At 49.5% G+C, this 552-nt stretch carries 1 tRNA gene and 2 rRNA genes; all 3 read left to right on the top strand.

The features are described 5' to 3' along the window. A 16S ribosomal RNA gene (locus BJP35_RS24065) occupies positions 1–102 on the top strand; the annotation flags it as partial. A gap of 85 nt (positions 103–187) precedes the next feature. Then, positions 188–263: transfer RNA gene (locus BJP35_RS24070), tRNA-Glu, on the top strand. A gap of 192 nt (positions 264–455) precedes the next feature. Continuing rightward, positions 456–552, top strand: a 23S ribosomal RNA gene (locus BJP35_RS24075); the annotation flags it as partial.

Below are 552 nucleotides of genomic sequence, written 5' to 3' on the forward strand. Positions count from 1 at the left end.
AGCTTAACCTTCGGGAGGGCGCTTACCACTTTGTGATTCATGACTGGGGTGAAGTCGTAACAAGGTAACCGTAGGGGAACCTGCGGTTGGATCACCTCCTTACCTTAAAGAACCTGCCTTTGTAGTGCTCACACAGATTGTCTGATGAAAAGTAAATAGCAAGGCGTCTTGCGATTGAGACTTCAGTGTCCCCTTCGTCTAGAGGCCCAGGACACCGCCCTTTCACGGCGGTAACAGGGGTTCGAATCCCCTAGGGGACGCCACTTGCTGGTTCGTGAGTGAAAGTCACCTGCCGACATATCTCAAAACTCATCTTCGGGTGACGTTTGAGATATTTGCTCTTTAAAAATCTGGATCAAGCTGAAAATTGAAACGACACACAGTTAATGTGTGTTCGAGTCTCTCAAATTTTCGCAAACCGGTGGTGAATCGAAAGAAACATCTTCGGGTTGTGAGGTTAAGCGACTAAGCGTACACGGTGGATGCCCTGGCAGTCAGAGGCGATGAAGGACGTGCTAATCTGCGAAAAGCGCCGGCGAGGTGATATGAACC

This window comes from Enterobacter sp. J49 (assembly GCF_002148625.1).
Classification (GTDB): domain Bacteria; phylum Pseudomonadota; class Gammaproteobacteria; order Enterobacterales; family Enterobacteriaceae; genus Enterobacter; species Enterobacter ludwigii.